We start from the raw sequence: 22,983 nt of genomic DNA, 5'->3' as shown, positions 1-22,983 counted from the left end.
CGGATATTAGTTGACCCATATTTGTTTTTATATTAAAATTAAATAAGAAATAAATAAAAGAAAGAGCATTTCTTTGAAATGCCATGGGAACAACCTTATGATTAAATTTAGTATTCGTGCAGAAAATGTGGAAATTACAGATGCAATTCGTTCATATATCGAAGATAAAATCGGTAAATTAAATAAATACTTTAATGATGGACATGAAGTCACAGCCTACGTGAATATTAAGTCTTATTCCGATAAGCGTAATAAGGTTGAAGTAACTGTGCCAGCTAAAAATGTAACTTTAAGAGCAGAAAATACTGCTCTAGATGTACTTGCAGCTATTGATTTAGTGGAAGAAAAGTTAGAACGACAAATTCGCAAATATAAAACGCGTGTAAACCGCAAATCAAAAATAAATGTCCCAACTGGCTTAGCCTTTGGTGACGAATTTGCTCCTTTAGATGCCATTGATGAGATTGAAGAAGATACTGTGAAAATCGTCCGCACGAAACGTGTTGATCTTAAACCGATGGATGCGGAAGAGGCAGTGCTTCAGATGGATATGCTTGGCCATGATTTTTATGTTTTCTTGGATGCCTATACTAATCGTACGAGTGTTGTTTACCGACGTGCCGATAAAAATATTGGTTTAATTGAAACAGATTAAGACAAAAAGACTGGTTTGATATCCAGTCTTTTTTATTATGATATTAATCTTTATTTATATTTTTCTTCTAACTTACTCATCCAGAGACCTAATACAAGTCCAATTACAAAGAGTAGAGCACTCATAAAGAAGGTTGAGAGAGTTGCACCTGCATAATTGATGGCTTCGGCACTTTGTGTAGGTACTACAATCAGCAATGTGCTTGAGAGTACTAAACCAATGATAAAGTTGTAAACTTTAGAATGGAAATTAATAAGAAGTTTCTCCATTAATTTTGAAAAACTTACTAGAGCAAATAATCCACCAATGGCAATAGGAAGAAACACACCGAAAATATCACGGTTTTTAAAACCTTCGAGCATTGGAGAGAAAAGTCCAAGAATTAAAAGAAGATTTGAGGGGCTAAGTCCAGGTACCAAAACACCTAAGGCGATTAAAATACCTGCAAGGAAGAAACCAAAGAAGTTTGCCGGAACCGTTCCTGCAATGGCAGGTAACATATATAAAATAAGTGTTGACAAAACAAATGTGAGGATTAAAGTAAAGGTATCACTTTTATCACGAGCCTTCTGACGTGTGCTTTCTTTAAAGAGAGAAGGGAGTGTTCCTAAAATTGCACCTGCAAACCCCCATAATACAATTATCTGATAATGCGCTAACACCCACTCAAGAGGTCGACTAAGGAGAACTAAGCCTAAAATCCCACCAATACCAACAGGAAGGAAGAAAAGAAAATTCTTCTTGAAATCCTGACGAATATGAGCCAAGAAATGGAGCATACGTTCATAAATCCCTAAAATGGCTGCAAGAACCCCGCCAGAAACACCAGGAAGAATGAAGCCAAGAGCAATAATCATTCCTTTAATCAATCGAAAAATCCAGTTCATATTATCACTTTCTATTTTTAAACTTTTGCGACTATTATATCATAGATTACTTATACGAAACATATTTATCATACAAGTCGATAAAATACAAACTAGGATATATTCGAAATTTTACACTTTAAAAATAATTTTACTATCTTTTTTTGTATTTTTACATTAAAATAGAAGGCATAATGCATTTTTATATGATGATAGTATACGAATAAATAAAAAAGGAGGAAAAAGTGAAAGAGGTTAGACAACCGAAATATCAGCAAATTGCTATATTAATTGCGGAAAATATTGTACGCAACGAATTAAAAATCGGTCAAAAAATTTATGCAAGATCGACCTTAGCAACAACTTTTGGTGTTTCTCCCGAAACAGCACGAAAAGCAGTAAGCATTCTTAGTGATTTAGGGATTGTGGATTCGATTCATGGAAGTGGCGTTGTTATTGCTTCACGTCAAAAAGCTCAAGAGTTTTTGACTCAACATCAAGAAGTTAAGTCAATTCAGGATTTACAAGCTGATATTTTGAAAAGTGTCGCTCGCCAACAAAAGGAACTTGCCAATTTTTCATCGACTTTAGATAAACTCGTTGGGCAAACAGCACACTTTCAAAAATCCAATCCAATGACTCCGATTGAACTTGAGCTTAATGAACCTTCCGAAAACTTAGGTAAAACTATCGGAGAAATGAACTTATGGCAAAATACAGGTGCAACCGTTATTGCCATCTTACAGAATGACGAATTAATTATTTCGCCAGGCCCATATGCGACATTGAACCAATATGATACCTTGTATTTTGTTGGTGGAGCAGATTCTTTACAAATTATTCAAAATTTCTTTTATAAAAATTAGTTTTGACATTGAGAAATATCTTTCTATAGAGACAGGCAATAGGAACTGTCACTATAGAAAGATTTTTTCATATTTAGGCAATTTAAGATATTTGTAAGTTTACTTATTTGACAAAGTGACAATACCTTGTTATTATGGAATGGTCACTTTGATGAACATTAAATAATGAAATGTATTTAATTATTAAGAGTAAAGGAGAATATTTTGCCAGTAAAAATTAAAATTGAGCACTTAACCAAAATATTTGGTAAACGTGTAAAAACTGCTTTGGCAATGGTCGAGCAGGGTGATTCGAAAAACGAAATTTTAAGAAAAACAGGTGCGAGTGTCGGTGTTTATGATGCCAACTTTGAAGTAAATGAAGGCGAAATTTTCGTTATTATGGGACTTTCTGGTTCAGGCAAGTCCACACTATTACGTTTACTTAATCGTTTGATTGAGCCAACAAGCGGTAAGATTTTCATTGACGGTGAAGATGTTGCTACGTTAAATAAAGAAGATTTGCTGAAAGTGCGTCGCAAAACGATGAGTATGGTTTTCCAAAATTTTGGTCTCTTCCCTCATAGAACGATTCTTGAGAATACAGAATATGGTTTGGAAGTACAAAACGTACCAAAAGAAGAGCGTCGCAAGCGTGCTGAAAAAGCTTTAGACAATGCTAACTTACTTGATTTTAAAAATCAATATCCGAACCAACTTTCAGGAGGGATGCAACAACGTGTCGGCTTAGCGCGTGCTTTAGCCAATGACCCAGAAATTCTTCTGATGGACGAAGCTTTCTCAGCTTTGGACCCATTGATTCGTCGTGAGATGCAAGATGAACTTTTGGAACTTCAAGCAAAATTCCAAAAAACAATTATTTTCATTTCGCATGACTTGAATGAAGCATTACGTATCGGTGACCGTATTGCCATTATGAAGGATGGTAAAATCATGCAGATTGGTACAGGTGAAGAAATTCTTACTAATCCTGCTAATGATTACGTTAAAACCTTCGTAGAAGATGTCGATCGTGCAAAAGTTATCACAGCGGAGAACATTATGATTCCTGCCTTAACAACTAACATTGACATTGATGGTCCAAGTGTTGCGCTTAAAAAGATGAAGACAGAAGAAGTAAGTTCTTTAATGGCTGTCGATAAAAAACGTCAATTTTATGGTGTTATTACCAGTGAAGCAGCAGTTCAAGCAAAACAAGCGAATAAATCTCTTCGCGAAGTTCTCATGACAGATGTTGGACAAGTTGGTAAAGAAACATTAGTAAGTGATATCTTACCTATCATATATGACTCTCCAACGCCTGTTGCCGTGGTAGATGACGAAGGATTCCTCAAAGGTATTCTTATCCGCGGACGAGTACTTGAAGCTTTAGCAGATGTAGACGATGAGGAGGTAAATAATGATTGAGTTAGCAATAGGTAAGATACCCTTAGCAGATTGGGTTTCGACTGCAACAGATTGGATTACAAGCAATCTAAGTGCTGGTTTTGATATTATTCAAAAAGCTGGTACAGCAATTATGGATACAGTAACTGCGGGACTTACAGCTGTACCATTTTGGTTAATGATTATTGTTGTTACTTTCTTGGCAGTTTTAGTTTCTGGACGTAAAATTGCCTTCCCTATCTTTACATTCTTAGGTTTAGTTCTTATTGCCAATCAAGGTTTATGGACAGATTTGATGAATACAGTAACATTGGTCTTGCTTTCTAGTTTAGTTTCTATTATTATCGGTATTCCTTTAGGTATATGGATGGCTAAGTCCGAACTTGTTGCTAAGATTGTGCAGCCCATTTTGGACTTCATGCAAACCATGCCCGGTTTCGTTTACTTGATTCCGGCCGTTGCTTTCTTTGGTATCGGTGTGGTCCCTGGTGTATTTGCCTCAGTTATCTTTGCTTTGCCACCAACAGTTCGTATGACAAACTTGGGTATTCGTCAAGTTTCTACTGAATTGGTCGAAGCAGCAGATTCTTTTGGGTCAACACCAAGACAAAAGCTCTTTAAGTTAGAGTTTCCGTTAGCAAAAGGAACAATTTTAGCAGGTGTTAACCAAACTATTATGTTGGCACTTTCGATGGTCGTTATTGCTTCAATGATCGGTGCACCTGGTCTTGGACGTGGCGTCTTAGCGGCTGTTCAATCTGCGGATATTGGTAAAGGTTTTGTAAACGGTATTGCTTTAGTTATTTTAGCTATTATCATTGACCGTTTCACTCAAAAACTTAATGTTGCCCCAACTGAAAAACAAGGCAATCCGCAACTTAAGAAATGGAAAAAAAGAGGAGCGCTGGTAGCTCTTATCGTTCTTATCATTGGTGGTATTTCTGGTGTTACACTTACGAAAACAGCAGCAGATAAAAATGTTGAGCTTGTATATATGAACTGGGACTCAGAAGTTGCATCTATTAATGTATTAAGTCAAGCTATGGAGCAACATGGATTTGACGTTAAGAAGACAGCTTTAGATAATACTGTTGCTTGGCAAACTGTAGCAAATGGTCAAGCTGACGGTATGGTTTCTGCTTGGCTCCCAAACACCCATGAAACACAATGGAAAAAATTCAGCAAGTCTGTTGAATTGCTTGGCCCTAACCTTAAAGGAGCTAAAGTTGGTCTTGTCGTACCAAGCTACATGAAAGCAAATTCTATCGAAGATTTGAAAGATCAAGCAGAAAAATCAATTATCGGTATTGAACCTGGTGCTGGTGTTATGGCCGCAACAGAGAAAGCTCTGAAAGATTATGATAACTTGAAAGATTGGAACTTAGTACCATCGTCTTCAGGTGCGATGACTGTTGCCCTTGGTGAAGCTATCAAGCAACATAAAGATATCGTAATCACTGGCTGGTCACCTCACTGGATGTTTAATAAGTATGATTTGAAATATTTAGAAGATCCTAAAAACTCAATGGGTAAAGCTGAAGACATCAATACAATTGTACGTAAAGGACTTAAAGAAGATAATCCTGAAGCTTATAAAGTATTAGACAAGTTTAACTGGTCTCAAAAAGATATGGAATCTGTAATGCTTGATGTTCAAAATGGTAAAACACCAGAACAAGCAGCAGCAACATGGATTAAATCTCATAAAGAACAAGTTGATAAATGGTTTGAAGACTAATAAGTTATTCATTAAAGACTAAGCAAATTGCTTAGTCTTTTTTAGAAGAAGATATAAAAAATAATCCGTATATTCATTGTGGCAGTGATAATATGATAAAATTAGAGTATTAAATAATCCAAAATTTCGAAAGGAAAGAAAAATGAAGTTATTTCAACACAACACCCTTGCAGCTTTGATGTCAGGACTTTACGAAGGAACTCTAACAATTGGAGAACTCTTGGAGAAAGGTGACTTTGGTATCGGGACCTTGTCTGGTATTAATGGTGAGTTGATTGTCTTGGATGGCAAAGCTTATATTGCAACAGGAGACAAAAAAGTACGTCAAGTAGAAGACAATGAAACTGTTCCATACGCTGCAGTATCTCATCATGAAGCAACACTTTCTTTCCAACAAGAAGAAAAAATCGCCAGCGAAGAACTCTTCAAAAAAATTGAAAATGAGTTTAATAGCGAAAATACCTTTTATACAATTAAAATGACTGGTGATTTTGATATGATGCATGTGCGCATGGCTCCAGGCGCAGCAGAAGGCGAACCTTTTGCTAAAGTAGCAGAAAATCAACCCGAATATAAAGAGGAGAACGTCAAGGGAACTATCGTCGGTTTTTGGACTCCAGAAATGTTTCATGGTGTAAGTGTCGCTGGATACCATCTGCATTTTCTTGCTGATTCATGCAATTTTGGTGGCCATATTTTAGGATTTACTGGCTTTTCCGGTAAAGTAGAAATAGGCCAAGTGGATGCCTTAGAGCAAAACTTCCCAACAAAATCTCAAAACTTCCTCCAAGCCAAATTTAATCTTGATCAACTCAAAAAAGATATTGAACAAGCGGAATAAAAAAACTGCAGAAATGCAGTTTTTTATGTGAACAGCTTCTATTTTTTGCGTATTAATTAATGAATAACACCAAAAATGGAGGCTGCATGATTAAAAACTTTGAAATATTACGTTTAAAAAAAGCAGGAATGTCTAATTTAGGGATTTTGAAACTGATTGATTATCAGAGGAGGCATGAAGCAAAACTCACTCTACGCCAGTTAGCGCGGATTGCAGAGGTCAAAACTGTCCCTAATTTTATTGAGAGTTATAAGAGTCAAGATGTGAAACGACTTCGTGAGCAATACAAAATTTTCCCCTCCTTTTCCATTTTAGATGACATTTATCCCGAATGGCTGAGAGAAACATATAATCCGCCTGCCCTCCTTTTTTACCGAGGAGATCTTAAATTGCTTAGTCTTCCTAAACTTGGGTTTGTAGGTAGTCGTGAAATGTCTAAGGAAGCACCAAGAATAATCCACAAGCTTATTGAGGAATTAAAGCAAAACTTTGTTATTGTGAGCGGATTAGCACGCGGTGTTGACACCTCAAGCCATGTAGCAGCTGTAAAACAAAAAACTCCAACCATTGCTGTCATTGGTAATGGGTTAGATATTAGTTATCCAAAAGAAAATCGTAAATTACAAGAATACTTAGCAGCACATGAATTAGTTTTATCAGAATACCTTGTAGGAGAGCAACCCCTCAAGTTTCATTTCCCAGAGAGAAATAGAATCATTGCTGGTCTTTCCCGTGGTGTTGTTGTTGTGGAAGCAAAACAACGTAGTGGTAGCCTTATCACAAGTCGTTATGCTTTAGAGGGTAATAGAGAAGTTTTTGCTGTACCTGGAGATATTTTGAATAGAAATGCTTCTGGCTGTAATCAATTAATCCAACAAGGTGCAGCCAAGCTTGTCACTCATGGACAAGATATTTTAGATGAATTTTATTTATATGAAGGGAATTTCTTTCCTTAATTTTTTATAAAAATTGAAAATTTATAAATCTATGTAAAATTAGTAAAACCAAGGACTGACAGAACTTTTTTCATTTTAATAAATGTTTAATTCTCCTATAAGAAAAACACTTTTGGTTTTATTACTTGACATCTGACCTAAAAGCCTATATTATTAGACTATTGAAATTTGAAAAAATAGGTAAATATATGGCGAAAGCAAGTGAAAAACAAACAACTACAAAAAAGAAAACGAGCAGTAAGAAAACTGCGAGTAAAAAGAAAACAAAAATTGTTAAAGGCAAAAATCTCGTAATTGTTGAGTCACCTGCTAAAGCAAAAACAATTGAAAAATATTTAGGACGAAACTACAAAGTTGTTGCTTCTGTTGGGCATATACGTGATTTGAAAAAATCAACAATGTCCGTAGACATTGACAATGATTATGAACCACAATATATTAATATACGTGGAAAAGCACCACTGATCAATTCTCTTAAAAAAGAGGCTAAAGCAGCAAAAGCTGTTTACTTAGCAAGTGACCCGGACCGAGAAGGAGAAGCCATTGCTTGGCATTTGGCACATATTTTAGGTCTTCCTTTGGAAGATAAAAATCGGGTTGTTTTTAACGAAATTACTAAAGATGCTGTTAAAAATGCATTTAAAGAACCACGTAGTATTGATGTTGATTTGGTAGATGCACAACAAGCACGACGTATTTTAGACCGTTTAGTTGGGTATTCAATCAGTCCAATTCTTTGGAAAAAAGTTAAAAAAGGATTATCAGCTGGTCGTGTCCAGTCTATCGCCCTCAAACTCATTGTTGATCGAGAAAACGAAATTAATGCTTTTATCCCTCAAGAATATTGGTCAATTGATGGCGAATTTAAAAAAGGAGCTAAAAAGTTTAAAGCTGCTTTCTGGGGTGTTGATGGTAAGAAACGTGCACTAAATAACAACGATGATGTGATGGAAGTTATGTCTCGGTTGTCTGGTCCAGATTTCGATGTTGATAAAGTAGAGAAAAAAGAACGTCGTAGAAATTCACCACTTCCATACACAACTAGCTCAATGCAACAAGATGCGGCCAATAAAATTAATTTCCGTACACGGAAAACCATGATGGTTGCCCAACAACTGTATGAGGGGCTCACATTGGGTGCACAAGGCCACCAAGGGCTGATTACCTATATGCGTACCGATTCAACACGTATCTCTCCAGTGGCGCAAGGCGTAGCTGCAGACTTCATTACAGAGCGTTTTGGTGCTAAGTATAGCAAGCATTCTTCAAAAGTTTCTAATAAAGCCGGAGCTCAAGATGCCCATGAAGCAATCCGTCCTACTAATGTCCTTAATACTCCTGAAGCAATTGCGAAATATTTAGACAAAGATCAGTTAAAACTTTACACTTTAATTTGGAATCGCTTTGTGGCAAGCCAAATGACAGCTGCTATTTTTGATACGATGAAAGTCAATCTTTCACAAAATGGTGTGATTTTCATTGCCAATGGCTCACAAGTTAAATTTGATGGTTATTTAGCTATCTATAACGACTCTGAGAAAAACAACATGCTTCCTGATATGACAGCTGGAGATGTTGTTAAGAAAGCAAATCTCAAACCAGAACAGCACTTCACTCAGCCGCCTGCCCGTTACAGTGAAGCAACTTTGATTAAAGTTCTGGAAGAAAATGGAGTTGGTCGTCCATCAACATACGCACCAACTCTTGAAACAATCCAAAAACGTTATTATGCCCGTTTAGTGGCCAAACGTTTTGAACCAACTGAACTAGGCGAAATTGTAAATAAACTTGTGGTTGAATTTTTCCCGAATATTGTAAATACTGAATTTACAGCCGAAATGGAAAAAGATCTGGATAAAGTAGAAGAAGGCCAGCGCCGTTGGGTTGATGTCGTTGATCAATTTTATAAACCTTTTGCCGTCGAACTTGAAAAAGCCGAGGTTGAAATGGAAAAAATCGTCATTAAAGACGAACCAGCTGGTTTTGATTGTGACGTTTGTGGACATCCAATGGTAATTAAGTTGGGACGATATGGCAAATTCTATGCATGTAGTAATTTCCCTGAATGTCACAATACCAAAGCCATTGTAAAAGAAATTGGCGTAACCTGTCCAAGTTGCCACAAAGGGCAAATCATTGAACGTAAGACAAAGAAAAATCGTCTTTTCTATGGTTGTGACAGATACCCTGAGTGCGAATTTACAAGCTGGGATAAACCTGTTGGCCGTTCTTGTCCAAAATGTGAGCACTATTTGGTAGAAAAGAAAGTACGTGGCGGTGGCAAACAAGTAGTATGTAGTAATGAAACTTGTGACTACAAAGAGGAAAAACAAAAATAAAGTCATTTTACATAATTAATTTTATGTTTAATAATATAGAAAGTTAAAATGAATAAAACACATATAAACGTTATTGGCGCAGGTCTTGCGGGTTCTGAAGCTGCTTACCAAATTGCAAAACGTGGCATTCCAGTAAAACTTTACGAAATGCGTGGCGTTAAAGCTACGCCTCAGCATAAAACAGACAAATTTGCCGAGTTGGTTTGTTCAAATTCTTTCCGTGGAGCAGCAATCACAAATGCTGTGGGACTACTGAAAGAGGAGATGCGTCGTTTGGATTCTGTCATGATGCAAGCTGCCGAAAAAACACAAGTGCCAGCTGGTGGAGCTTTAGCAGTTGACCGTGAAGAGTTTTCAGCTTTTATTACTCAAGCTGTTTCAGAAAACCCTTTGATTGAGGTAATCCGCGGTGAAATTACAGATTTACCTAACTTAGACGAAGAAATTACAATTATTGCAACGGGTCCCTTAACAAGTGATGCTTTAGCTGCAAAAATTCATGAATTTAATGGTGGAGATGGATTTTATTTTTATGATGCTGCAGCTCCGATTATTGATGCGAATACAATAGATTACGATAAAGTCTATAAAAAATCTCGTTACGATAAAGGAGAAGCGGACTATATCAATTGTCCAATGACAAAGGAAGAATTCAATAATTTCCAACAAGCTTTAATTACTGCTGAAGAGGCTCCACTCAATTCATTTGAAGATCTAAAAGTTTTCGAAGGTTGCATGCCAATCGAGGAAATGGCTAAACGTGGTTATAAAACAATGTTATTTGGTCCAATGAAACCTGTTGGATTAGAATATCCTGATACATATACAGGTCCACGTGATGGTGATTTTAAAACGCCTTATGCCGTTGTACAGTTGCGCCAGGATAATGCTTCGGCATCTTTGTATAATATCGTAGGTTTCCAAACTCACCTTAAGTGGGGGGAGCAAAAACGTGTTTTCCAAATGATACCTGGATTAGAAAATGCTGAGTTTGTACGTTATGGTGTAATGCATCGAAATTCATACATGGATTCTCCTAACCTACTCAAGCAAACTTTCCAATCAAGAAAACAAGAAAATCTTTTCTTTGCCGGTCAAATGACTGGTGTAGAAGGTTACGTTGAATCAGCAGCAAGTGGTTTGGTTGCCGGAATAAACGCTGCTCGTCTTTTTAAGGGTGAAGAAGAAATCATATTCCCGCAAACAACAGCTATTGGTGCTCTCCCATATTACATCACACATACAGACAGTAAACATTTCCAACCTATGAATGTGACCTTTGGTATTGTCAAAGAACTTGAAGGTCCGCGTATCCGTGATAAAAAGGAACGTTATACGAAGGTTGCTGAGCGAGCATTAGAAGACTTAAGCCAAATCATTGAAAAAATGTAATAATAAAAACCTCTAAATTAATAGAGGTTTTTATTATTAAGTGTATTTTACATAAAATTAATTATGTAAAACGCTATATATTTATGCTTAAAATATCATCTAAGGCGATTCTCCGCACCAAGTTCTCTTCTTTAATATAAAGTAAATCATAGTCAATACCAAAAATTTTACCTTGAGAAGTAGTTTCTTGCGAATTTTGCAAAAAGCGTATGCTAACGGATTTTTGTCTGCTCCAAGCATATTTCAATTCATAAATAATTTCTTGTTGTGACATTTTTAGAGTAGTATTATTCATTCGATTCTTTCCACTTATAGTTTTTATCTTAAATTAATAGTCTACTTAAATTTTACCAGTCTTGCTTATAGTTCGTCAAGTGCATTTTTCTGTTCTTGACTAATAATATGGGTGTAGAGGTCAGTAACCTGTGTTGAAGAATGTCCGAGCTGATGACTTACCAGAACTTGAGAATTGGTTTGTGCGTAAAGGCGAGTCGCTAAGGTGTGACGAAGTTTATGTGGTGTTATTCTTACTTTAAAAGCTTGCGAGTACTTAGAGACTAACTTTTCAATGCTTGATCCATCAATCCGAGAAGCTTGCCCTCGGTAAATAGACAAGAAGAAGGCTTTATTACTTTTTTCTGGTTTATAACGCTGTTCACGAATCTCTAAGTAGTTGAGTAGATAAAGCTCAGCAAATTTTGCGATATTAACGGCATCCCTTTTGCCCCCTTTACGTGTAACTTCCACAACTAGAGTCTTCATATTCAAATCAGCTATATTGATATTAACAGCTTCAGACAGACGTACGCCAGAAGCCAACATCAGCGCAATAATCGCTAAATCACGTTCTTTATTTTTATTAAAAGAAGAGAGGGCTCGATTAGACAAACTTTTTTCGTATTCATTATCAATAAAATCCAGAAAACCTTGTGTTTCATCGCCTAAAAACAGTTTTCCTTTAATATTCTCAGCCCTGGAAGCCAAAGTTTCTCTATTTTTTTGAATCTGCACTTTTTTCATAACATTACGGTAAAAGTATGGCTCGCCATTTACGCCTTCAGCTTGCTCCGTAAGATATTTAAAAAGGCTGGAAAGTGCAGCTAAAGTACGTTTTACTGAGTTTTGTGTTAGTCCAGACTTATTATTTTGACGTGGTTTTTCACGTAAGTAGAGGATATAACCTTCAATGTCAGAACGTGCTAGATTTTCTAATGTATCTAAATCTATACCAGAAATATTTTTTGCTTTGCTGACATCACTATCAATAAGCCAATTAAAAAATCTCTCGTATTCTAAAAGATATTGATAGAGCGTAGTCAAGCTATAAGGAATACTAAGCTTTGATTGATAATATTCCAAAACGAAGTCGGGCATACGTTTTTTTATGCGGTCAATATTTGCAAGTAGAAGTTCACGTTTCATAGTTTTTTAAGTATACCATAAATTTATAAAACTTTCAAGAATATTATAGTTTTTCGGAAAGATGTCATAGGATATCCCAAAATCTCTCTAAACTATATACTCAGTAAGTTTAATAAATTCTTCCTATAATTTATTTTTTTCGAATATAATTATACCATAACTTCTAGAAATAAATAGGTTTGAACTTGACTGTTGAGCCATTTAAAGTAATTTTCTATTGAAGTTTACTAGGCTACATTAAAAGATAAAAATGATCTGTACCGTTGACATGTACAGCTTGGATTATCTTCACTTTATTTATCCTTCCTGGAGGTTATTGCTGATAGATTATATTATAACATAACCTTTTATTAGACATCTTTCCGAAAAACTTGTGTTATAACTCTCTTTTACTTAAATTGAATTCATATTATCTCCAATAATGTTATAATGGTCTTTACAATTTTCTATAGAGAAAGGACTTAATCCTATGGATTATTATTTTAGAAAAGCTACTATAAACGAAGTTAAACATATTTTTGACCTCATTCAAAAAGGAACAAAATAACTTCTGTTCCTTTTTGATATATGAGTTACCCACGGTGCTAGCTAATCAACTAATGTCTATTTAAAACGCTAACTCCGCTTGAGAATTTCAAAGTTCGATCTGGTATAAATTCATCACATTTAATTTCCTATAATGTAATGAAAATGTATATTTTTTTATTAAATTTTTTCATTTTTAACTCAATATTTTTTATCTTTACTCAATTTTAAAATCCACCTCGAGTATAAGTGTTTTATTTTAATTGTTGTTCTATTTTTTCCAATCTAACATCCATGTCTATAAGAAGATCTGTTTGAATTTTTTGTATTTCCATATTAATAGGCTGGTCTTTTTGAATCAAATGATCCAATTTAGAATGCAAAAGTCGGATTTCTAATTCTGATTTTTTATTTATATTATAATCATTTTTTGAACTCAGACGATCATATGTTGCAGAGCGATTTTGACTCATCATAATTATTGGAGCTTGTATTGCCGCAATCATAGACAATGCTAGATTAAGTAGAATGAAAGGGTAGGGGTCAAAATGAAGTCCAAAAAGGTGTATTGTATTTACTATAATCCACAAGATTAGAATCGAAAGGAAAATAAGAATAAAAGTCCATGATCCTCCGAAATTGGAAACGACATCTGCTAACCTTGTTCCTATTGTTTTAGTTTTGTCCAAAGATGCCTGTACGTCTACTTCTTGATAATCACCACTGTTGTGAAACTTTTTAAAACGCCTGTCCATCTTCGCATTTACCTTATTATCTTGAGTGATCATTTGATTAATTCTTTTTTTTCTATAATTGACTAAGCTTTTTTGACTAATAAAATTATCTCCTGATAAATAGGGGAAATCATCTTTTATCAAAGCTTTTAAACTCTCATCCAGTTCATTAACCAATAACCCTTCGTCTAGACTATGCACTTTTTTTGTGACTAAGTCAATATATGTGTTATTCATCTCTCTATGCCTCCGCTCTACATTTTGCTCAGATTTCATTAAACTTTCATTATAAATCTTGAAGGAAAGTACTATGGCAAAACTATACCATAAAATTAAATTCATAAGCAAAAAATATATTTACTAAATTTTTTACGTGTTATTCCTACTATTCTTTATGGATTTTTTAAGTTATAATAAACAAAGTATACAAAACGGTAATTATCCCCTATGGAGAAAATATGAAAAAAACATTATTAATTATCGAAGATAATGATGAAATTCAATCAATATTAACGAACCAATTCAAAAATGAATATGTAGTTATTTCTGCCTTTTCTGGTACAGAAGGACTACTTCTTTTTGAAAATAATAATATCAATCTTGTTATCTTAGACGTTATGCTTCCAGGAAAACAAGGAGATCAAGTTCTCAAAGAATTACGTTTAAAAAATAACGTACCCATTATTATTATGAGTGCCCTAGGAGATAAAAAGAAAATTAGTGAATTTCTTTTAAACGGTGCCAATGATTACGTAACAAAACCTTTTGATTTAGATGAATTATCTGCTCGAATAGCTGTGCAACTCAGGAATTCAAATACAACTGAATCCAAATATTCTCAATTAAGCTTTAAACAAATAACTCTGAATTCTTCAGATTTTTCATTAAATAATAAGGAAAAAAAATCATACTTGGACGTATAGAATTTGAGATTATTTATCTTTTGATGAGTCATCCAGAAAAAATTTTTACTAAAGAACATCTCTATGAAGTTGTTTGGAAAGAAAGTTACTTAGCTGGCGACAATACAATCAATACTCACTTAAGTAATCTTCGAAAAAAAATAGCTCAACTTGACCCTAAAAATAATTATATAGAAACCTTATGGGGGTTAGGTGTAAGAATGGACAAATAGATGTATAGTATAGGAATAATTATTTTTGCTTTAATTATATTTGTTATTCTGCTTTTAAAATATTATTTTCTTAACAAAGCATTGAATAAGCTTAGTCACGATATTAGATACAAGATAAATAATAAATCTAATTTATTAATTACTCATGCAACAAATAATGCTACAATCGAAAAATTGAGCAAAGAAATCAATTTTATGTTTGATGCTTTATCTGAAAGTCAAAAGTTAGAAAAATATGAAAGAGAGTCTTTTAATCTTGCCTTACATAATATTGCTCATGATATTCGTACTCCTTTAACTATTGCCAACGGTTATCTTCAGCAAACTATTAAAAATTCACCCGCTGAAGATATGGCTCTAATAAAAATAAAAAATAACTTAGAAATTGTCTCCAAAAGGTTGACAGTTTTGCTAGAGTATCAAGCATTACTCGAAAATAAAAAAATTGAAATTGAAGTAATCAACTTAAATACTCTACTTAAGAATATATTTCTACAGTACTATGATCGTTTAACTGATAAAAAATTTAACGTCAGTTTTGATTTTCCAAATGAAGAATATTATATATATAATAACTCAGATGTATTTGAACGCATTATGCAAAACATTTTAGGGAATGTATTAAAACATGGTAAAAATAATCTTTCGGTAAAACTTACTTCTAACAAAAATAGAGCTTCAATTATTATTAAAAATGAAACTCAGCAGCAAATTGTTGCAATAGAAAAATTAACCAATCGTTTTTACTCTGAGAATTTATCTTCGTTTGAAGTTTCTTCAGGTTTAGGACTTTATATTGTCAAAGAATTAGTTGAACAGACAAATGGTGAATTTGATATTTTTTATAATTCCCCCGTATTTGTTACTATATTGAATTGGGAAATAATCAAAAAGGCATGAACCTAATATTTAGGGACTCATGCCTTTTTGATTTACTTTTATACTTTATAATTCTTGCCGTTTGAACCAAATATAACTAATTGAACTCCAAATAATAATAAAGACAATTGAAAAAAGCGAAACATTCAACCAGTAGTCTTTTGGCATCGAAAGGAATGTATTATTGATATTGCCTTGAAAGTCAAAATATTGAATGATTTTACTTTTGGGGAATAAAAGGACGGAGACTGTAGACAGTAAAACAGGAAACGAAACCGTAGCTATAACCGCTGCTACATTTGAACGAGACACATATAGAATTAATATTGTCAAAGCAAATATCGCCTGAAGTGAAAGAAATTGTATTCCCATTGATTGAAAAAAACTGTATAAGAAATTTTCTTTAAAAACACCAATACCAGAAGAAATACTTGCAATAGAAAAAGCAAGTACATAGTAAAAGAGATATTCAGCTGCTGACAGAATAAGAAAGGTAACATATTTTGAAACAAAAATTATTTGACGTGAAAATCCAGAACTAATTAAATTCTTAATGGTTCCATGAGTTAAATCATAACCAATACTAAGAATGAAAAGCGGAAGGTAAAAATATATTAACGCCCCTGCCATCAAACTTGTACCCACAAGTGCCGTAGCTCCTGTCCAACTACTTCTTTCAATATTATGTACTACATTCATAAAATCATCTGATTGAATCCCTGCAAGAAAAGTCGTATGGCTAGAGACATTCACTAATACCATTACAAACAAAGCAATCTGGGTAAGATAAAATATCTTTGAATGTAAAATCCTATAAAAATCAGCTCGAATAATATTAAACATGTTATCGTTCCTCCTCAGTAGTTGTGATAAGATTGGTAAAATAATTTTCTAGATTTTGTTTGAAGTAATGTATTTCTTCAATCTCTATTTGACTCATGAGTAACGTTTTATTTACTTCATTAATATGGTGATTTTTTCCAAAAATATTAATCTGATTTTCTGAAATAACTTTAAAAGGATAATTCAATTTTTCTTCCAATACTTGACTTGCTTGGGATACTTGTGGCGTTTTTAAAATAATGTATTCTTCACTCATCTCATCAAATTCTTGTTTAGAGATTTCTCGAACTAACTTTCCTTGATTGACTATCCCAAATCGAGTTGCAACTTGATATAGTTCACTTAATATATGACTTGAAATAATAATTGTCATATTTTCTGTTCTATTAAGATTAAGAATCATTCTTCTGAATTCAGTTATTGCTATAGGATCTAATCCATTTATAGGTTCATCCAATATCAGTAAATCTGGTCGAGCAAGGATCGCAATGGCAATACCTAACTTTTGTTTCATTCCCAAAGAAAAATTTTTAAACTTTTTTGTTCCGGTATTTTCTAAACGCACTAATTCTAATGTTTCTTTTATTATTTGTTTGGAATTAGAGATTCCACGTAGTTTGCAGTAAAACTCAAGATTTTGTTTTGCAGATAGGATATCATAAGCTACCGGATTTTCTATAACTGCACCTATTCGCTTAAGATTTCTTTCCCATTCATTTCTGCTATTTGAACCAAACAAAATGACTTTACCATCGGTAGGAGAAATTAATTGTGTAATTAATTTCAATAAAGTAGTTTTCCCTGCTCCGTTTCTCCCAATCAAGCCATAAATATCACCTTTATAAATTGATATAGAAACATCTTTTAATGCGTATTGCGATTTATACTTTTTTGATAATTTTTGGGTTTGTAATATTTTTTCCATTGTTGCTCCTTTTATTTATTAATCTACTTTACCTCAAAAAATTCAATTATTTCTCAAGAAAATCATAAATATTTCTAAAACTATTATTCTAACTAAAAAAATAGATTCAACTGTGAATATTTTTTTCTAGGGGGCTAATTGATATAAACTTCAAACTCATAATTTATCTCAATAACAGAAAATGATTTATTGAAACATGGATTTAGCGTATATTTTTAATCTATATTATCTTGAATTTTTTTCTCACAATAATATTTTTTAATTTTATCTTAACATACTATCCAGTTTATTATACATATGCCACTTTAGTTCAAATTGCAATTTTACAATTTTATTAAGATTTAATATTTTTATTGTTTTTAGGTAGATTTAAGAAAAGCATTGTGATATATTACACTTATAAAAATAAAACTTAGGAGAGTACAACTATTTTCAAAAAAGTGTTCCTTTTGGTAATCATTCTTATTATGAGTGTCATTATATTCCCAAAACAGATAAAAGCTTCAACTAAAGTTACTATTCAAGAAACGCAGATCCATTCTACAACGTATAATCCTCAAACGGGTGAAGATCTCATCGTTACAGTGTACATACCTTCAAGATTTCCCGATATGACTCTTGTAAAACCGTATATTATAGGAACCTATAAAGGTAACTATAGTAGTAGCCCTAGCCATCAACTGAACTTTAGTCCAAGTGAAATAAAAATGGACATTGTTGCGCAAACTCTTACTCTAACTTATAAAAATGCTGATTTTAGTCCCTTTGATAGCACTTGGATGAATGATGGTATATCCACAGATATAGAGTTCACAGATGGGAATACCTCTTGGGGGGTACATAATTATGAAGAATTCGCACAATATACAATTGAATTTTTTGATAACTATCCTGGGAATAATAATAGTACAATAATGTATGTACCTAAAGCTGGGGCGAATTTAATACAGCCCCCTGTTCCTGCTACTCGAGATGGATATATGTTTTCTGGATGGTATCTAGAGCCAGAAGCAATAACTAAATATGTGTTTCTCCCAGCTCCGCTTACTCAAAATATTCAACTTTATGCTGGATGGACTGCAAATCCTGTGATTCCAAGTGACCCAGCAACCAATATGCCTACAGTTGATCCTGTGATTCCAAGTGACCCAGCAACCAATATGCCTACAGTTGATCCTGTGATTCCAAGTAACCCAGCAACCAATATGCCTACAGTTGATCCCGTAATTCCAAGTGACATAGCAACCAATATGCCTACAGTTGATCCTGTGATTCCAAGTGACCCAGCAACCAATATGCCTACAGTTGATTCTGTAATTCCAAGTAATCCAGTAACCAATACGGCCAAAAGTACACCAATTATCTCCACACTGAGTAAGTTACAAAAACAAGATTCATTTAACTCTGCTGAAAGTACAAAACTACTACCTAAAACGGGGGAAAATAATACGGAAATTATTTTAGAAATCGGAACTATTTTAATTATTTTAGGTTCAATCAGCTTATATTATAAAAAACACTTTAACGTGTAGTATAAAAAGTATCCAGATGTTTTTTATACTGAGTCCAGAAATTTATTAATTTCTGGACTCTTTTTTTATAAGTTATTTTATAAATCATTTGATTTACTTGTTGAATGTCCGAGTTGTTGACTCACTAAAACTTGGGACTTTATTTTTGAATACAACCTTGTAGCCAATATATGTCGTAGTGTATGAGGCGATACTTTAACCTTAAAGGATTCAGAGTACTTTGGTACTAAGTAATAGACCGCTGCTTCTGTTTTTCGAGTTTTTTATTCGCCTACTTTGGTAGATTTTCCAACTCATGAAGTTCTATATCTGTGATTTTAATGGCTTTATTTTTTCTTTGTGTTTATTGATTTTTCATTTCTCCTTTAATTTATATGTTAAGTTATTCACTAAGACTTTTCAATTTCCAGTGGAATATATTTTTTACATGTACATAAAAATACAAAAAAGGCCATCTGTGGATAGTCTTTTTTGTTTAATTTTTTTAATATTATTGAGTATACAGCTAAGGAAGATTTATTTTAAGTACCTACACAAGGCTTTTTCTCATTGCTTGTAATTTAATAACTTTTGGACGTAACAATCATAGATTTGATTGTTTTACGATCTTGCATGTCTTGATAAGCTTGATTGACATTCTCAAAATCATAAGTTTGAGTAAATACGCGACCAGGATTAATATTTCCATCCAGAACTTCTTTTAGCAAGAATTGTTTATCATATGTCGTTACAGATGCTGAACCTCCGGCAATTGAAATATTTTGTGCAAATGTCGAACCAAGCGGACGGTTATTATAGTGAGGAACACCAACAAAACCAACGTGTCCCCCATTGTGAAGAACTCCAAGTGCTTGGTCTATTGCTGATTCAGTTCCAACACATTCAAGAGCAGCATCCGCACCGCCACCTAAAATTTCACGAACCTTTGCAATTCCTTCTTCTCCACGTTCAGCAATAACATCTGTTGCACCTAACTCCAAGGCTAATTTTTGACGATCTGCATGACGACTCATCAAAATAATTTGAGAAGCGCCCCGCATTTTAGCGGCTATAACTGCACACTGACCAACAGCACCATCCCCAATAACTACGACTTTGTCTCCTCTTTTTACATTGGCGCATCTCGCAGCATGGTAACCTGTAGGCATAACATCTGCCAGAGTAAGTAAGGACTTTAACATACCTTCAGTATAATCGGAGGGTTGTCCTGGAATTTTTATTAATGCCCAATTTGCATAGTGGAAACGAATATATTCTGATTGAAAACCATTTGACCAGTTTGAACCTCCGAGGTGTCGATCACATGTCCCATCGAATCCTGAACGACATGCATCACATTCACCACATCCATGTGTAAAGGGAGCAATTACAAAGTCACCAGGTTTCACTGTGGTAATAGCAGATCCGATTTCGTGGACAATCCCAATAGCCTCGTGTCCTGTATTTTCAGAGTGGGCTTCTTTGTTGTCTCCATGAGCATACGACCATAAATCTGATCCACAAACACAGGCACGGACAACTTTGATAATAACATCATCCTCTGCTTGTAATTTTGGTTTTTCCACTTCTTGAACTGTTACCAAACCTGCTTTTTCAAAAATTGTTGTTTTCATTTTCTATTCTCCTTACAAATTTTCATACTCATCTGTTACTTTTCCTAACCAAGTAGTAGTCCCCTTGCTAATTGCAATATGACTAAACCAAGAGGTTTTTGTTGCACCGTGCCAGTGTTTGACACCGTCTGAAATGCTTACGACATCCCCTTTAGTAAGTTTTCGAGCAGGCTTTTCATCTTCTTGGTACCAGCCCTCTCCATCTGTGACAAGAAGGATTTGGAAACCATTGCTATGCGTGTGCCAATCATTTCTAGTTCCTGGCTCAAACGTAACATTATTAACTGAAATATCTCCTTGACTTGCTAAAAATTTTAAATGAGAATCTCCAATAAAAAATTTTGCATAGTCAATGTTTAATTCACCTTTACCAAATAATGGATTATAATCTGTCATTATTCTATCTCCTCTCTTATTGTAAGATTTATTATATACCCTAGAGTGCACTTTAGGTCAAATAATAAGTAAAATTATTTTATTTCAAACTTCTTTTATAAAAATAATTAGAAAATTGTTATGATATAATTTAGTATGTAAAGAAAGTTAACGTATGATATTTACGATATTATTGTACAAAACACTTTCTCACTAAAAGAGGTAGAAAACATGTATACAATTGGTGAAGTTTCAAAAATGTTTGATATTCCTATATCAACGTTACGGTATTATGATAAAGAAGGATTATTTCCAAAGATTGAGCGAAAATCGGGTATTCGTCAATTTTCTGAAGACGAAATTGAAGCTCTCCGGGTTTTTGAATGCCTGAAAAAATCTGGTCTAAAAATTAGAGATATTAAAAAATTCATTGACTGGACGGAGCTTGGTAACGAAACTCTCGAGGAAAGAAAAAAACTCTTTAATGACCAAAAACAACAGATTGAGGAAGAAATTAATCATCTGAATAAGACACTTGATATGTTAAAGTTCAAATGTTGGTATTACGATGAAGCTTTGAGTACTGGCGATGAACAAGCTGTAAAAAGAAAAATTCCTGAGGACTTACCTCAAGAAATAAAGGACAGCTATATAAATTCACATTCTTAACTTGAGATAAAACCCATAGAGAAGAGTAGTCTCTATGGGTTTTATAAATTTTCTTTTATCATTTATGCCTTGGAGGATAATAATCTAACCAAAAAAGTTTTTTTATTTATTATTTTTTATTATTAAGCAATAACTTCAAACACACTTTATATTTTTTAACTCTAATTACTTTCCTTCATCCCTAGTTTTTATAGTAAAAAGACCTTATCTTTACAAGCATTAAGTGTTTCTTCATCCCATAAAGAAACTTGTACTTCACCGATATGTACTTTGCTCAGTAATAACATACACATACGGCTTTGTCCAATACCCCCACCAATGGTTAATGGTAATTCATTATTGAGTATTTGCTGATGAAAAGGATATGCTAAACGATCGTTGGCATTGGCCTTTTCTAATTGTGTAAGTAAAGCTTTATCATCTACACGAATGCCCATACTCGATAATTCCATTGCGCATCCTAAAGGTTCATGCCAGAAAAGTAAGTCACCATTTAAAGACCAATCATCATAGTCTGGTGCCCGCTGATCATGTGGTTCACCGTGGCTTAAGATATCACCAATTTGTAAGATAAAGGTAGTCGGATGTTCTTTAACGTAAACATTTTCTCTTTCTTTTGCTGTTAAGTTGGGATAAAGATCTATTAATTCTTGACTTGTAATGAAGGAAACATTTGTATCTATGACTGTTTCTACTTTTGGATATTTGGTATGTAAACGACTTGATGTTTCTGCGATAGCATTCACTAAATTTTGAACGGTTTCTTTTAGGTAATCAAGGCTTCGTTGTTCTCTTGAAATCACTCGCTCCCAGTCCCATTGGTCTACATAAATTGAATGAAGATTATCTAACTCTTCGTCACGTCTAATGGCATTCATATCTGCGTAAAGGCCGTTGCCTACATGAAAATCATATTGTTTTAAAGCGGCTCTTTTCCATTTAGCTAAGGAATGTACAATTTCTCCATTATAATTTAAAACTGGTACATCAAATTTTACAGGTCGTTCGTTTCCACTTAAGTTATCATTTAAACCCGAATGATCGTCAACAAAAAGTGGGGCTGATACTCTTTTTAGTTTTAAACTTCCTGTTAGCGCTTCTTCAAAACAACGTTTAATAAATCCAATAGCTGTTTGAGTATCATAAACATCCAGTATTGATTTGTATTCTTTTGGGATAAAGGTTTTTTCCATAATTTTAAGAACTCCTATTTTTTAATTTTATTGAATATTATACCATAATATAAAAATTAGTATAAATATATATAATATAATTAAACACAAAAAATATCT

The 22,983-nt window shown here is 33.8% G+C and carries 20 protein-coding genes and 2 pseudogenes; 12 read left to right on the top strand and 10 right to left on the bottom strand.

The features are described from left to right. Positions 1-97 precede the first annotated feature (97 nt). A complete protein-coding gene (gene hpf, locus lgb_RS05345) occupies positions 98-655 on the top strand; it encodes a ribosome hibernation-promoting factor, HPF/YfiA family (RefSeq protein ID WP_019291678.1) in 558 nt (185 codons plus the stop codon). Positions 656-705: 50 nt separating this feature from the next. Here the strand turns inward: hpf and lgb_RS05340 are convergent, their stop codons facing one another. Beyond that, the gene (locus lgb_RS05340; RefSeq protein WP_019291677.1) at positions 706-1,542 is read right to left on the bottom strand and encodes a DUF368 domain-containing protein; all 837 of its coding nucleotides are present in this window, start codon (positions 1,540-1,542) and stop codon (positions 706-708) included. 224 nt (positions 1,543-1,766) lie between these two features. On the opposite strand from lgb_RS05340, the gene lgb_RS05335 reads away from it, so the two are divergent. The 7 genes from lgb_RS05335 to trmFO all read left to right on the top strand — a co-directional run bounded on the left by lgb_RS05335 (position 1,767) and on the right by trmFO (position 11,039). Continuing rightward, entirely contained in the window at positions 1,767-2,387 is a 621-nt protein-coding gene (locus lgb_RS05335) for a GntR family transcriptional regulator (RefSeq protein ID WP_019291676.1), read from the top strand. A 204-nt stretch (positions 2,388-2,591) separates the two neighbouring features. Next, on the top strand, positions 2,592-3,794 hold the full coding sequence (locus tag lgb_RS05330) for a quaternary amine ABC transporter ATP-binding protein (RefSeq protein WP_014024780.1): 1,203 nt from the start codon (positions 2,592-2,594) through the stop codon (positions 3,792-3,794). Then, positions 3,787-5,511 carry an ABC transporter permease/substrate binding protein gene (locus lgb_RS05325; RefSeq protein ID WP_019293955.1) on the top strand — a complete coding sequence of 575 codons (1,725 nt, stop codon included), beginning with the start codon at positions 3,787-3,789 and terminating at the stop codon, positions 5,509-5,511. The genes lgb_RS05330 and lgb_RS05325 overlap by 8 nt, the downstream gene beginning before the upstream one ends. 142 nt (positions 5,512-5,653) lie before the next feature. Further along, a complete protein-coding gene (gene budA, locus lgb_RS05320) occupies positions 5,654-6,352 on the top strand; it encodes an acetolactate decarboxylase (RefSeq protein WP_019293954.1) in 699 nt (232 codons plus the stop codon). Positions 6,353-6,438: 86 nt separating this feature from the next. Then, on the top strand, positions 6,439-7,308 hold the full coding sequence (dprA, locus tag lgb_RS05315; RefSeq protein WP_019293953.1) for a DNA-processing protein DprA: 870 nt from the start codon (positions 6,439-6,441) through the stop codon (positions 7,306-7,308). Positions 7,309-7,496: 188 nt separating this feature from the next. Then, positions 7,497-9,647 carry a type I DNA topoisomerase gene (gene topA, locus lgb_RS05310; RefSeq protein ID WP_029345828.1) on the top strand — a complete coding sequence of 717 codons (2,151 nt, stop codon included), beginning with the start codon at positions 7,497-7,499 and terminating at the stop codon, positions 9,645-9,647. 48 nt (positions 9,648-9,695) lie between these two features. Further along, positions 9,696-11,039, top strand: a complete 1,344-nt coding sequence (trmFO, locus tag lgb_RS05305) for a methylenetetrahydrofolate--tRNA-(uracil(54)-C(5))-methyltransferase (FADH(2)-oxidizing) TrmFO (protein ID WP_019293951.1) — start codon at positions 9,696-9,698, stop codon at positions 11,037-11,039. 73 nt (positions 11,040-11,112) lie between these two features. On the opposite strand, the gene lgb_RS05300 is transcribed toward trmFO, so the two are convergent. From lgb_RS05300 to lgb_RS05290, 3 genes are all read right to left on the bottom strand, one after another. After that, positions 11,113-11,334 carry a hypothetical protein gene (locus lgb_RS05300; RefSeq protein ID WP_019292266.1) on the bottom strand — a complete coding sequence of 74 codons (222 nt, stop codon included), beginning with the start codon at positions 11,332-11,334 and terminating at the stop codon, positions 11,113-11,115. A gap of 65 nt (positions 11,335-11,399) precedes the next feature. After that, positions 11,400-12,461, bottom strand: a complete 1,062-nt coding sequence (gene xerS / locus lgb_RS05295; protein WP_019293950.1) for a tyrosine recombinase XerS — start codon at positions 12,459-12,461, stop codon at positions 11,400-11,402. A gap of 779 nt (positions 12,462-13,240) precedes the next feature. After that, on the bottom strand, positions 13,241-13,957 hold the full coding sequence (locus lgb_RS05290; RefSeq protein WP_029345824.1) for a DUF1003 domain-containing protein: 717 nt from the start codon (positions 13,955-13,957) through the stop codon (positions 13,241-13,243). 221 nt (positions 13,958-14,178) lie between these two features. Between lgb_RS05290 and lgb_RS05285 the strand changes: the two are divergent. Both lgb_RS05285 and lgb_RS05280 read left to right on the top strand, forming a co-directional pair. Next, positions 14,179-14,855, top strand: a pseudogene (locus lgb_RS05285) (response regulator transcription factor). Then, the gene (locus lgb_RS05280) at positions 14,856-15,755 is read left to right on the top strand and encodes a sensor histidine kinase (RefSeq protein WP_019293947.1); all 900 of its coding nucleotides are present in this window, start codon (positions 14,856-14,858) and stop codon (positions 15,753-15,755) included. Between the two features lie 45 nt (positions 15,756-15,800). Here lgb_RS05280 and lgb_RS05275 read toward each other — a convergent pair whose 3' ends face one another. Continuing rightward, positions 15,801-16,577, bottom strand: a complete 777-nt coding sequence (locus lgb_RS05275; protein ID WP_019293946.1) for an ABC transporter permease — start codon at positions 16,575-16,577, stop codon at positions 15,801-15,803. A gap of 1 nt (position 16,578) precedes the next feature. After that, complete coding sequence (locus lgb_RS05270; RefSeq protein WP_019293945.1) at positions 16,579-17,502, bottom strand: ABC transporter ATP-binding protein; 924 nt, start codon at positions 17,500-17,502, stop codon at positions 16,579-16,581. A 467-nt stretch (positions 17,503-17,969) separates the two neighbouring features. Here lgb_RS05270 and lgb_RS05265 point away from each other — a divergent pair, with 467 nt between their 5' ends. Further along, positions 17,970-19,034, top strand: coding sequence for an InlB B-repeat-containing protein (locus tag lgb_RS05265; RefSeq protein ID WP_131005666.1), 1,065 nt, complete (start codon positions 17,970-17,972; stop codon positions 19,032-19,034). A 77-nt stretch (positions 19,035-19,111) separates the two neighbouring features. Here lgb_RS05265 and xerS (lgb_RS10315) read toward each other — a convergent pair. From xerS (lgb_RS10315) to lgb_RS05255, 3 genes and pseudogenes are all read right to left on the bottom strand, one after another. After that, positions 19,112-19,279, bottom strand: a pseudogene (gene xerS / locus lgb_RS10315) (tyrosine recombinase XerS); the annotation flags it as partial. Between the two features lie 315 nt (positions 19,280-19,594). Further along, entirely contained in the window at positions 19,595-20,647 is a 1,053-nt protein-coding gene (locus tag lgb_RS05260) for a zinc-binding dehydrogenase (protein ID WP_019293943.1), read from the bottom strand. Between the two features lie 12 nt (positions 20,648-20,659). Continuing rightward, complete coding sequence (locus tag lgb_RS05255; RefSeq protein WP_019293942.1) at positions 20,660-21,043, bottom strand: cupin domain-containing protein; 384 nt, start codon at positions 21,041-21,043, stop codon at positions 20,660-20,662. Positions 21,044-21,253: 210 nt separating this feature from the next. Here lgb_RS05255 and lgb_RS05250 point away from each other — a divergent pair, with 210 nt between their 5' ends. Further along, positions 21,254-21,691, top strand: coding sequence for a MerR family transcriptional regulator (locus lgb_RS05250; protein WP_019293941.1), 438 nt, complete (start codon positions 21,254-21,256; stop codon positions 21,689-21,691). A gap of 188 nt (positions 21,692-21,879) precedes the next feature. Here the strand turns inward: lgb_RS05250 and asnA are convergent, their stop codons facing one another. Beyond that, positions 21,880-22,884 carry an aspartate--ammonia ligase gene (gene asnA, locus lgb_RS05245; RefSeq protein WP_019293940.1) on the bottom strand — a complete coding sequence of 335 codons (1,005 nt, stop codon included), beginning with the start codon at positions 22,882-22,884 and terminating at the stop codon, positions 21,880-21,882. Positions 22,885-22,983: the final 99 nt, after the last annotated feature.

The sequence above is a fragment of the Lactococcus petauri genome (genome assembly GCF_023499275.1).
Classification (GTDB): domain Bacteria; phylum Bacillota; class Bacilli; order Lactobacillales; family Streptococcaceae; genus Lactococcus; species Lactococcus petauri.
This window is presented reverse-complemented; position numbering and strand designations above follow the sequence as displayed.

Coding starts and splice junctions, on each gene's coding strand:
- hpf (WP_019291678.1), top strand. CDS start 98: ATGATTAAATTTAGTATTCGTGCAGAAAATGTGGAAATTACAGATGCA.
- lgb_RS05340 (WP_019291677.1), bottom strand. CDS start 1,542: ATGAACTGGATTTTTCGATTGATTAAAGGAATGATTATTGCTCTTGGC.
- lgb_RS05325 (WP_019293955.1), top strand. CDS start 3,787: ATGATTGAGTTAGCAATAGGTAAGATACCCTTAGCAGATTGGGTTTCG.
- budA (WP_019293954.1), top strand. CDS start 5,654: ATGAAGTTATTTCAACACAACACCCTTGCAGCTTTGATGTCAGGACTT.
- dprA (WP_019293953.1), top strand. CDS start 6,439: ATGATTAAAAACTTTGAAATATTACGTTTAAAAAAAGCAGGAATGTCT.
- topA (WP_029345828.1), top strand. CDS start 7,497: ATGGCGAAAGCAAGTGAAAAACAAACAACTACAAAAAAGAAAACGAGC.
- trmFO (WP_019293951.1), top strand. CDS start 9,696: ATGAATAAAACACATATAAACGTTATTGGCGCAGGTCTTGCGGGTTCT.
- lgb_RS05300 (WP_019292266.1), bottom strand. CDS start 11,334: ATGAATAATACTACTCTAAAAATGTCACAACAAGAAATTATTTATGAA.
- xerS (WP_019293950.1), bottom strand. CDS start 12,461: ATGAAACGTGAACTTCTACTTGCAAATATTGACCGCATAAAAAAACGT.
- lgb_RS05290 (WP_029345824.1), bottom strand. CDS start 13,957: ATGAATAACACATATATTGACTTAGTCACAAAAAAAGTGCATAGTCTA.
- lgb_RS05280 (WP_019293947.1), top strand. CDS start 14,856: ATGTATAGTATAGGAATAATTATTTTTGCTTTAATTATATTTGTTATT.
- lgb_RS05275 (WP_019293946.1), bottom strand. CDS start 16,577: ATGTTTAATATTATTCGAGCTGATTTTTATAGGATTTTACATTCAAAG.
- lgb_RS05270 (WP_019293945.1), bottom strand. CDS start 17,502: ATGGAAAAAATATTACAAACCCAAAAATTATCAAAAAAGTATAAATCG.
- lgb_RS05265 (WP_131005666.1), top strand. CDS start 17,970: ATGAGTGTCATTATATTCCCAAAACAGATAAAAGCTTCAACTAAAGTT.
- lgb_RS05260 (WP_019293943.1), bottom strand. CDS start 20,647: ATGAAAACAACAATTTTTGAAAAAGCAGGTTTGGTAACAGTTCAAGAA.
- lgb_RS05255 (WP_019293942.1), bottom strand. CDS start 21,043: ATGACAGATTATAATCCATTATTTGGTAAAGGTGAATTAAACATTGAC.
- lgb_RS05250 (WP_019293941.1), top strand. CDS start 21,254: ATGTATACAATTGGTGAAGTTTCAAAAATGTTTGATATTCCTATATCA.
- asnA (WP_019293940.1), bottom strand. CDS start 22,884: ATGGAAAAAACCTTTATCCCAAAAGAATACAAATCAATACTGGATGTT.